Here is an 8,649-nt window from a genome sequence, read left to right as displayed (position 1 = left end):
ATTAGTCCTTAGCGCAGGGACAATCTTCCTCCAGCGGTTCGATCTTGAATCTGAGTGTCTTTTTCTTCCCATCACGGATCAGGGAAAAGGTAATATCATCATCCCAATTTTTAGAGGTCTTGTAGATCTGATAATCAATGATATTCGTAAAGCATTTATTATCAACTGCTAGAATTAGATCGCCTCTTTTTAGGCCATTTTCCCAGGCGATAGTTTCGGGTAAAACGCGAGTGATGAGCAGCGTATCAATTCCCTGCATTTTTGCTGAAAATCCTAACGATGGATATAGTTCTTGAGTCATCAAGGGCTTGCCCCAGATATAATCTGCTAAAGAACGGGTGACGACTTTATAAGGGGTGCTGTCTTCCATGCCCATACCCATGTGCATTGACATGGCTGATTTTTGAGATTTAGGCATGCCACCAGATTCCTTTTTAGCGACTGTAGCCGTCTCTGAACTTGTCGGGGGGGGCATACCAGGCATCCCTGAGGGCATTTTTCCTTTTTTACCCGGTGTATCTTTCATGGGCGCATGAGCCATGGCAGGTTTGGTCTTTTCGACGATAGGCATCTCCGCCACTTTTGCATCTGACTTATCCCTTTTGCCACCGAACAGTCTCTTAAAGAAACCTGATTTAGCCTTTTTATGTTTTGCTGCTTCGTCGTCTGCTTTTTCTTTTTCCAGATGGCGGCGCACTTTCATCATGCCAAATTCTTCAACTTCTTCATCCACGCCAACAGCTACTACTGATGCAAAAGACAGTTCTGAACGATCTTGAATAATCCGTCCGATACCGAAATTATACACGACATGGCCACTTCCGGCCAGGGTTACAACAACAGCGTCTGGATTTGCCAGAGCATGTCTAATGGAACCTTCTCCCATGGCAGTATCCCAAAGGCTTTGGGCGGCATACATATTGGGAAAAAAGCTTGGCATAGTAGCATCCATTCCTTGAGTTGCCGAAGCAAAATAAAAACGATGTTCCTGATTTTCGAGATGGATATCTGGAATGGCAGCTCGTTCCTCATCAGAAAGTCCGGCAATACCAACCCTGTTTATTCTAGAAGCATATTTTGAGGGTACATTCACACCTTTCAGGGCGATGTCATTGTCGCGACAATAGTCAAATATTTCCTTATAGTAGCGGTAGTTGTGTCCCCAGGAAACAAAAAATCCATCAGCTTTCAACCATTCATCCTCGGTCATTTTTCCTGCTGTCCATTGTGCCAGAAGTGAGTCTTGGGCAGGATTGAACATCTCAAGGGCCAGGATAACCTTTTTGCCTCTTTCATGGAGACCTCGGATGATATCAAGTTGCATATCATGATGAGATTGATCTGTGTGTGTTTCTCCCACCATAACGATCCGTTTTGAAGCAAGATCATCAATCATTGATTCTTTGTCTACCACTACGTTGCTATCGGTATTAAGAATTTTATTGAGCTCAGCCTTGACATAATGATATCTCTTGGATTCATCTCCCAGAGGTAATCTATCTACATCAATATGATCAGCTGCAACAATCCTGCTGATCAAGAAAATAATCATTAGAGCTGTCATCGTTTTTATTCTCATTTTCTTTTCCTCATAATTTTCGAAAAATCTAATATTATTAGCACATAATGATACAAAGATTATGGGCTATTAACCCGGCCCATGTTATCCGTAAGTATATTTTCATATATAGCCACAAAGTCACTAAGGCACTATGTTCTATAAATTCCCTGAATGGCTCTTTGAGCCTTTGCTTGTCCGGCGTAGCTCTTCCAGCGAAGATGGATGTCTTCGTGGCAAAAGAACTTACACTGCTGCGAGGTGATGACTCCTGATGCAACCGGCTATCTCAGGCCAGCTTAATAACCTGTCTCCATCCATCCCTGTCCAAAATAAATAAATAATTTTCAGACACAGATTATACACGGATGATCTTTATCCCAACAACCAGAAAATCCAGATCACAGCCACGGCTGGTCCCAGAATTCCCATAAGCAGTCCACCTTTTAGAAAATCAGTGGATTTAAGGTCGCCTGTTGCAAAAGCAATGGCATTGGGAGGTGTCGAGATCGGTAAGCACATCGCGGCCGAAGCGCCAACGGCCAGGGGGATGACAATAAAGGGCTCAAATCCAACTGCCACAGCCATTCCCAGCGGCGCCAGGATATTGGTGGCGGCCGTATTGCTCATAAAATTGGACAACAATGTGGTGATATAGGCCAGCAGAAATGCCAGAGCCATCAGACCCAGCGATCCAATGGGTAGTAAACCTAACAGCCATTCGGCCAAACCGGTTTTTTGAATGGCCACTCCTAATGACAACCCACCAGCCAGTAGCAATAATACATCCCATTGGAGACGACGTACTTCTGTGATGGTCAGAATTCCCGCTACTGCAAAAATGGTAATGGGTAGAAAAGATACAACGGCAGTAGGCATGCCATGCAGGGGGCCGGTCATCCAAAGTAAAACAGTCACCATGAAAACCGGGAAAACCAGGAGCCGTTTCCACATGGGCAGCAATGACCCCGTGCGGGTTTCCCATTCCAGTCCGCGTAGATCCAGACTCTTATTCATTGAAGGATGAGCAAATTTCAGATAGAGCCAAATTATAAAGAATAAAATCAGGGCAGGTGGTAATCCAGCCATCATCCAGTGGATAAAATCAATATTGTGCTTTTCAGATAAAAGTCCGGCAGCAATGGCATTCGGTGGACTACCAATAATAGTGGCCATGCCACCCACATTGGCCGAAAAAGGGATACCTAGCAAGAGTGCTTTTGCAAAAGGGTCCTTCTTGTCCAGGGCGGCGATGACGGGAGCCATGACCGACATCATCATGGCAGTTGTGGCTGTGTTGGACATGAACATGGAAAATAGAAAGGTGATACCCATGGCGCCCAGGAGGATGATGGAGGGGCGGGTACCGAAACCTTGCAAGACGAAACGGGCCATCATGCGGTCCAACCCAGTGGTTTGGGCTGCTTGACCCAGGACAAAGCCGCCCATAAACAGCCACATGATGGGGCTGGCCCAGGGAGCAATGAATATTTGCCAGTCCTTGGCTCCAGTGGCAAAAACACCACCTGGACGACCCAGGATCAAGATTTCCAGACCGATGATCAGGATGGCCACTGCAAAGGCCGGGATAGCTTCACTAACCCATAAACCAGCGGCAAAGAGCAGGATAAAGAGCGCCCACATGGGAGCTGGTTCGAGTCCTGTGTAATTCGGAAGAAAAGTAATGACTGCCGCAACCAAGGCGGATATCACCAGCTTTGCCAGACTCCTGGTGGAAGAGATCTCCAATTTCCCTATTAATCGAGCTGCCTGTCTTCTAGTATCTAGCATATTCCAAACACCCTACTATTGTGGCCTGCTTGCCAGGGCGAAGCTCGCCGAGCGAAGCCTGGTCTTCTAGTATCTAGCATATTCCAAACACCCTGCTATTGTGGCCTGCTTGCCAGGGCGAAGCTCTCAGAGCGGAGCCTGGTCTTCTAGTATCTAGCATTTTGGGAGTTAGGAACCTTGCGAGGGGTTTAGAATCCACGCAAGGTATGGATCCTATTGTTAGCGTTCATGCTCGATCAGGACCTCAGCCACTGCCCGGGAGCAATCTGCCAGATCGGTGAGATCATAGCCACCTTCCAGGCCAACCAGGAGATGCGGTGTGATATCCAAGCAATATCTGGTAAATTCAGCAAAGTGTTCTGGTAAGAGTTGCATGCCACCTATTGGGTCGTTCTTGCTGGCATCAAAGCCGGCACTGACGATCAGGAGTTCCGGTTCCCAACTTTTGAGAAAGGGAAGTACCTTTTTATCAAAGGCCGAGTAGTAGGTTTCTTTTCCAGAACCTATGGATACAGGTATATTCAAAACATTGTTATACTCACCCTTTTCGTATTCTGCCCCGGTTCCGGGAAAATAGGGCCATTGGTGCAGGGAGCAGTAGGCCATATTTCGTTCAGCTTCCAGAGTGTGCTGGGTCCCGTTTCCATGGTGGACATCCCAATCCAGAATTGCAACCCGATCTATGCCTTTAACATACATGGCATAGTTAGCGGCGATGGCACAATTGTTAAACAGGCAAAACCCCATGGCATGGTCTGCCTCAGCATGATGGCCAGGTGGTCGAGAGAGAACGAAAGATGATTCTTTTTGATCAACCAGATGATCCACACCGTCCAGCCAGGCGCCAGTACTACGCAGGGCGATATCATAACTCTCAGGACTTACCATCGTATCCGGATCCATACTAAAACCACCACGTTCGGCAGTATTCTTGACATTAAGAATATGGGCTTTAGTATGAACTAATTGTAGTTCTTCAGGTGTGGCTTGGCGTGGTGCGACCCATTTGATCTCGCTGATCTGATTACTCTTTTGGATGCCCTCAACACAAGCTTTCAGTCGCTCAGGTCTTTCAGGATGACCAAATCCGGTATCGTGTTGCAGGAACCGATCGGTATAGAAAATATTTATCATGGGCTGAAGATATTCAAATCTCATGCCCGTCACAGGTAATTGGCAATATAATTTTCACAAAAGCATACAGTGGAAATGATTTTAGTTATTGTAAATAGGACTTTCGGAGTTTAAATATGACCAAGGAGTCATATTATGAATAATAATTCAAATTCAGATACACTAAGTCGTAAAGACAGAGAGCGACAACGACACCGTCACGAGATCATCGAGGCAGCTGTACACTTATTTGCCAGAAATGGGTTCAACGAAACAAAGCTTGAGGATGTAGCTGCTTTGGCTGAGTTCGGAAAGGGTACGATCTACAATTATTTTGAGAATAAGGGTGATCTTTTACTTTCCAGTATCAAGTTTGCGATTGAAGATGCCCAAAGATATCTCCAGGATCAATTACGTGATGTTGACGATGTGATTGAGCGTCTCAGTCTTATTGTAATTGCGCAATTCGATTATTATGATCAAAACGAAGACTACATGCGTCTTATGGTATCCCAGCATAGAAATATTGTCCAAGAAATGACGCACATGAACAACTCTGGATTGTATAAAGAAAAGTTGAAGCTTAGCAATATGCTCGTGAAAGAATTCCAACGAGCCATAGATACCAATAGGATCAAACCAGGATCAGCAAAATCTTATACCAATTACTTGCTTGGGATGATCCATGGACAGGTTAGAGGGCTTAGTTCGGGCGAGATTGAGAAAGATGAGATCAATCCGAAGGAAATCGTCGACATCTTTTTATATGGAGCAAGTCATGCATAAATATCTAAGAATCCTTTTAGTTATTTTCAGTATGCTTGGTAGTGGGGGCTATGCTGAAACATTGGAATTAAACCTGGAGCAAGCCATTGGCCTGGCTTTGAAGAACAATGTAAGCATGCAAAATGTTCAGGAAGATCTGACCAAAGCCAAAGCTCAACGCAAAGAGGCATTTTCTTCGGCTTTGCCGGTTATTTCCGCTTATGGACAAGTCTCTCACAGCTTTTCCATTGCTTCACAGCCCATGTCATTTCCAGTACCCTTTGGGATCATTGACGCTGCCGGAAATCCGGTTCCGCTAACCGATGCATCCGGTAATCCAGTTCCATTCACCGATCCCAATGGGAATGTTATACCAGGGATGAACCTGCAAATGACCGGTGTGCAGCTTGTGCCTGTGAATTTGGCCTTTGGCACGGATAATAGTATGGTGTACGGTTTTAATCTCACGCAGCCGTTGTTCGAAGGAAGGGTGATCGCCGCGATCAGAGGAGCCAATGTCTATGGCGATCTGGCTAATTCGGTTGCTCAAGTCACCCGCCTTTCTGTTATTGAGAACACAAAAAAAGCTTTTTACCAGACCCTCCTGGCTGATAGAATGACCGTTGTTATGGAACAGTCTCTCCAAGTGATGAAACAGAATTTAGATAATGTTTCAGCTCTTTATGCCCAGGGGAAAACAGCCGAATTTGATGTGATCAGAGCTGATGTGCAAGTCGCCAACCAGACCACCCGGGTCAGTAATGCACGTAAGATGCGCGCCCTGGCTCTGGCAGCGTTCAAACGAAATTGCGGACTGAGCATTCAACAGGATATCAAGACCCTTGGCCAACTTGAGGTCGAGATCAAAAGTGATCTGGTACTGGCTGATCTGGAACAGAGATTACTGTCCAATCAACCCTTACTTGATCAACTAAATTCGAATGTGCAACTGATGAAAGAGAATATTCTCATGGTCAAGGCCGAGTTCATGCCCTCGGTTGCACTGACAGGTTCTTTTCAGCAGATGCTACCCTTTAATGATGGAAGCTATGAGGAGGCTGAATTCAGAGAGTCATCATCTCTGGCACTTGGTATTAACCTCCCGCTATTTAACGGTTTCGGTTCTACAGCCAGAGTTCAGAAAGCCCGTGCTGATCACCGTAAAGCTGAATATCAGCAACAGGATGTCAGGGAAAACCTGCTCCTCGAACTAAAGAATATTTATCTCAGTATTGTGGAATCATCCCGGAAGATCGAAGCCGGTCGTAAGGGTGTCAAACAAGCTCATAAAGGAGTGGATATGGCCCAACGTCTTTTTCAACAAGGGATGGCCAGTCAACTTCAGGTGTTGGATGCTCAATCGGCCAGCGATCAGGCTGAGTTGGGACTTTATCAGGCGTATTTTGAATATAACAGTGCACGGGCATCATTAACGCGTGCTCTTGGAGAAGAATAATGGGAAGTATCAGAACAGCTACGATGATAATTATAATGGCCACCAGCTGGCTTTTGCTGGCAGGTTGCAGTGGACAGACAGACACCAAAGAGCAGATCGTGCAAAGAGTACCAGTAGCCGTCACTCCAGTTCAGTATCAACCCTTCCAGATCGACTACCATAGTATCGGACGGGTGGTCTCTGAAAACCAGGTCATGCTATTGTTCCAATCAGCCGGACAGGTTGATTCCATCTGGGCTCAAGTGGGTGATCATGTAGTGCAGGATCAACGGCTGGCTAGTATAGAACCGGATGTTTATGCAACCATGTACACGCAAGCAAGATCCATGTTTGAGAAATCCAAACGCGATCTGGAAAGTTCCCGTTCCTTATATAGTTCAAAGGTGATCTCATCAGACCAGTTTGAAATGGCTCGAATTGGTTTGGACAATGCCAGGGCTGGCTTTACTCAGGCGAAGAATGCCATGGAGAATACGGTTCTCAGTGCACCCTTCAGCGGTTGGATCGTCACAAAAAATTTAAATGTGGGAGATCTGGTTGCCCCCGGTTCTGCCATGCAGCCACCTTTCGTTCTCGCTGATATGGATCAGTTAAAAATAATAGTTCCCGTTCCGGAAGCCCGGATCGGCCAGATCAGATCGGGGCAACAGGCTCAGGTCACATTCAAAACTTTCCCGGATCGCACCTTCACCGGCGAAGTGCTTCGGGTTGGCATGGCACCCAAGGATTTTTCAAATAACTATGATGTTGAGGTACGCCTGATCGGTGATGTTAGTGGCTTGAAACTGGGTTTGATAGCTGATGTTCGGATTGTTCTAGAATACTATAAGGCAGCCCTGGTTGTCCCCTTGAATCTGATTCAGGATGATGGAACCAGCCAATTCATTTATGTCGCAGAAGACAGCCTGGCTGTTCAAAAGGCAGTCACGATCCGTGCATTATCAGGCTCGGAAGTATTTATCCATGCCGAGGTTTCCCCTGGTGATATCTTGATCGTTAAGGGGTACAATGATGTGCAGGATGGTACCCTTCTGGACATCGTGGAGTAGGGGGAGGACGCTTCATGAAACTATCAAAACAGGCCATAAATCACCCTAAAGCGGTCATGTTTGGTGCGCTGCTGATTTTTATTGCCAGTATGGCTGCCTATTTTACGCTGCCACTGGAACTGGTTCCCGATGTTGAAATACCTTATGCCTTTGTGTCTGCAACCTATGTGGGTGCGGCTCCTTCTGAAGTAGAAATGGAGATTCTGAAGCCACTTGAAGAAAAACTGGCTCAACTGCAGGACGTGGAAGAGATCGTTGGGTATGCCATTCAGAATGTTGGTTTTATTACAATCAAATTCTCTACAGATGCGGATATGGAAACCAGTCTGGATGATCTGAAGGAGCAAGTGAATGAAGCCATCCCTGACCTGAGCGATGAGGTCGAGAATGTTACGGTTCAGGATGTGGACTTTTCTAATTCACCCATTAGTATTTTAAATATATACGGGGATTTTCACCCCCATATCCTGCGGACCCAGGCTGAGTTGATCAAAGATCGTTTGGCCAGGGTTTCCGGTGTCAATCAAGTCGAAATGTTTGGTGGTGAAGAGCGTGAAGTGGCCGTTGAGCTTGACCCTGATCTGTTGTTGGCCAATAATCTGAGTATTCCTCAGGTTCTCATGGCTTTGAAACGCAGTAATCTGAATTTTCCAGGTGGAACTGTGAAGCTGAAGAATCAGGATATTTTTGTGCGGACAGTGGGAAAATTTACTGAGATCCATGATATTGAGAATACGATTCTCGGTGTGGATGCCACTGGAAATATCAAACGTATTCGGGATGTGGGCACGGTGATAGACGGTTACGAAACCCCCTCCAGCTATTCCAGGTATCAGGGCAAGAATAGTGTCACCTTGTTGATCACCAAACGACCGGGTGCTCATATAGTTGAGGCTACTGAAGCCATCGAAGCTACC

At 46.0% G+C, this 8,649-nt stretch carries 7 protein-coding genes; 4 read left to right on the top strand and 3 right to left on the bottom strand.

Going from position 1 to position 8,649, the window contains the following annotated elements:
* Position 1 precedes the first annotated feature (1 nt).
* From U9Q77_12090 to U9Q77_12080, 3 genes are all read right to left on the bottom strand, one after another.
* Complete coding sequence (locus tag U9Q77_12090; GenBank protein ID MEA3288098.1) at positions 2-1,579, bottom strand: ChaN family lipoprotein; 1,578 nt, start codon at positions 1,577-1,579, stop codon at positions 2-4.
* 354 nt (positions 1,580-1,933) lie between these two features.
* Positions 1,934-3,349 (bottom strand): DASS family sodium-coupled anion symporter, encoded by a 1,416-nt coding sequence (locus tag U9Q77_12085; protein ID MEA3288097.1) that lies wholly within the window; start codon positions 3,347-3,349, stop codon positions 1,934-1,936.
* A 219-nt stretch (positions 3,350-3,568) separates the two neighbouring features.
* Positions 3,569-4,507 carry a histone deacetylase gene (locus U9Q77_12080; GenBank protein MEA3288096.1) on the bottom strand — a complete coding sequence of 313 codons (939 nt, stop codon included), beginning with the start codon at positions 4,505-4,507 and terminating at the stop codon, positions 3,569-3,571.
* A gap of 111 nt (positions 4,508-4,618) precedes the next feature.
* On the opposite strand from U9Q77_12080, the gene U9Q77_12075 reads away from it, so the two are divergent.
* The 4 genes from U9Q77_12075 to U9Q77_12060 form a co-directional block, all read left to right on the top strand.
* On the top strand, positions 4,619-5,248 hold the full coding sequence (locus U9Q77_12075) for a TetR/AcrR family transcriptional regulator (protein MEA3288095.1): 630 nt from the start codon (positions 4,619-4,621) through the stop codon (positions 5,246-5,248).
* The gene (locus tag U9Q77_12070) at positions 5,241-6,683 is read left to right on the top strand and encodes a TolC family protein (GenBank protein MEA3288094.1); all 1,443 of its coding nucleotides are present in this window, start codon (positions 5,241-5,243) and stop codon (positions 6,681-6,683) included. The genes U9Q77_12075 and U9Q77_12070 overlap by 8 nt, the downstream gene beginning before the upstream one ends.
* Positions 6,683-7,732 carry an efflux RND transporter periplasmic adaptor subunit gene (locus tag U9Q77_12065; protein ID MEA3288093.1) on the top strand — a complete coding sequence of 350 codons (1,050 nt, stop codon included), beginning with the start codon at positions 6,683-6,685 and terminating at the stop codon, positions 7,730-7,732. The genes U9Q77_12070 and U9Q77_12065 overlap by 1 nt, the downstream gene beginning before the upstream one ends.
* Positions 7,733-7,746: 14 nt before the next feature.
* On the top strand, positions 7,747-8,649 hold a 903-nt coding region (locus tag U9Q77_12060; GenBank protein MEA3288092.1), incomplete at its 3' end, for an efflux RND transporter permease subunit.

Source organism: Candidatus Neomarinimicrobiota bacterium, from assembly GCA_034716895.1.
Lineage (GTDB): Bacteria > Fidelibacterota > UBA8477 > UBA8477 > JABMPR01 > JABMPR01.
This window is presented reverse-complemented; position numbering and strand designations above follow the sequence as displayed.

Bases quoted from the DNA above. Each gene is read 5' to 3' on its own strand.
- U9Q77_12090 (MEA3288098.1), bottom strand. From the start codon at position 1,579: ATGAGAATAAAAACGATGACAGCTCTAATGATTATTTTCTTGATCAGC.
- U9Q77_12085 (MEA3288097.1), bottom strand. From the start codon at position 3,349: ATGCTAGATACTAGAAGACAGGCAGCTCGATTAATAGGGAAATTGGAG.
- U9Q77_12080 (MEA3288096.1), bottom strand. From the start codon at position 4,507: ATGAGATTTGAATATCTTCAGCCCATGATAAATATTTTCTATACCGAT.
- U9Q77_12075 (MEA3288095.1), top strand. From the start codon at position 4,619: ATGAATAATAATTCAAATTCAGATACACTAAGTCGTAAAGACAGAGAG.
- U9Q77_12070 (MEA3288094.1), top strand. From the start codon at position 5,241: ATGCATAAATATCTAAGAATCCTTTTAGTTATTTTCAGTATGCTTGGT.
- U9Q77_12065 (MEA3288093.1), top strand. From the start codon at position 6,683: ATGGGAAGTATCAGAACAGCTACGATGATAATTATAATGGCCACCAGC.